Source organism: Streptomyces sp. NPDC057271 (assembly GCF_042668715.1).
In the GTDB taxonomy this organism is placed as follows: Bacteria; Actinomycetota; Actinomycetes; order Streptomycetales; family Streptomycetaceae; genus Streptomyces.
In genome coordinates this window covers 1-1,777 of record NZ_JBHUYJ010000235.1, presented here as the reverse complement: position 1 = coordinate 1,777, position 1,777 = coordinate 1, and the positions used below count along the sequence as shown (strand labels likewise).

General features: G+C 67.8%; 1 protein-coding gene. It reads left to right on the top strand.

Annotated elements, in window-relative coordinates:
• Positions 1 to 159 precede the first annotated feature (159 nt).
• Positions 160 to 1,749, top strand: coding sequence for an IS1634 family transposase (locus ACFUJR_RS39180; protein ID WP_383451296.1), 1,590 nt, complete (start codon positions 160 to 162; stop codon positions 1,747 to 1,749).
• The last annotated feature ends 28 nt before the right edge of the window (positions 1,750 to 1,777 follow it).

Here is a 1,777-nt window from a genome sequence, read left to right as displayed (position 1 = left end):
CCTAGACCCGTCCTCCGCACATGCTTCGTTTGGTGGGACGAGCGGTTGATGTGATGACCGATTGGTCGTGGGTTCGTTGGTCTGGGTATGTCGTCGATTTCACGGTCCGCGCGGCCTCGGGTGCGGCGTCCTCGGTTCAACATCGAGATCACACCCGTGGTGGAGAGGCGTCTGGGTGCTCTGCCTGCCTCTGCCGAGTTTCTGCGCCGGCTGGACGTGGCCGGGATCATCGACGAGCTGTGTCCGGTGCGCGAGGTCGCGCATCTGACGCATGGGCAGGTCATCGAGGTCCTGGTGGCCAACCGGCTGTCCGCGCCCGCACCGCTGGTCCGGATCGGCGACTGGGCCCGTGAGTGGGCCGTGGAGGAGGTCTTCGGGATCGAACCCGATCTGCTCAACGACGACCGGATCGCCCGCGCCCTGGACGCGATCGCTTCCCAGCTGGAGAACATCGTCGGCAGTGTGGGGGCGAGCGCGATCGCCGAGTTCGGGATCGATGTCTCGCGCCTGCACTGGGACATGACCAGCATCTCGCTGCACGGCTCCTACGAGGACCCGGAGGATGGATTCCCGCAGGTCAAGTACGGTCATCCCAAGGACCGCCGGACGGATCTCAAGCAGATCCAGGCCGGCATCGCGATCTCGGGAGACGGCGGCATCCCGGTCTTCCACCGTGCCTACGACGGCGGGGCGGGCGAGGTCTCCCAGGTCGTCGGGGCGATGACCACCCTGCGGAAGGTGGCCGCGCCCCGCGACTTCCTGATGGTCGGCGACTCGAAGCTGGTCTCCTACCCCAACCTGCTGGCCCTGCAGGAGGCCGGGGTGAAGTTCATCGCCCCGGCACCCGCGGCCAAGATCCCCGATGGCCTGTTCGCGGGCCTGGACCTGGGCGAGGCCCGTCTGGTCGACTACACCGCCGGGCGGGATGCGGGAAAACCACCCGGGCAGCGCGGGCAATACCGCGTGCTGGAGGACACCCAGACCCTGACCGGTCCACGCAAGCGGGACCCGGGTGTCACCGTGCGCCGGGTCCTGGTCCACTCCACCGCCAACGCCACCGCTCAGCAAGCCGCCCGCGACCGGCGTCTGGAACAGGCCCGTGAGGAACTGGACAAACTCCAGCACGCCTGCGGCGGCCGCCACTACGCCACCGCTGAGAAGGTCACAGCCCGCATCGGCGTGATCACCGCGAAGCGCCGTGTTGCTTCCTGCCTGGTCACCGCCATCCACACCGACGAATCCGGACGCCCCACCCTGACCTGGCACTTCGATCAGGAAGTCCTGACCCGCCAGGCAACCGCGGATGGCTGGTACGCACTGCTGACCACCCTCGATCCCACCGAGGCAGACGCGGCCGAGGTCCTGGTCCGCTACAAAGGCCAGCCGGTGGTCGAGCGCCGCTACAGCGACTTCAAGGGCCCGCTCGCCGTGGCCCCCGTGTTCTTGCAGCACAACCGGCGAATCGCCGCCCTGATCACCGTGATCGCTCTGGCCCTGCTGGTGTTCTGCCTCATCGAACGACAGGTCCGCCAGGCCCTCGGCGGCGATCAGACCATGCGGGGTCTCTACCCCGACAACCGGGCCGTCCGGCCGACCGGACGCATGATCCTCTACCACCTCGCCAGCCTGCGGATGCGGGCAGGAACAGCCACAGACCCACCAACGATCGCGATCACCCGTGGTGTTCAAGCCCACCTCCTCGCACTACTCGGCATCGACGAAACCCGCCCCCGCTGGCTGGACACCTGAAACACCATGTGCGAAGTCCGGGCCTAGA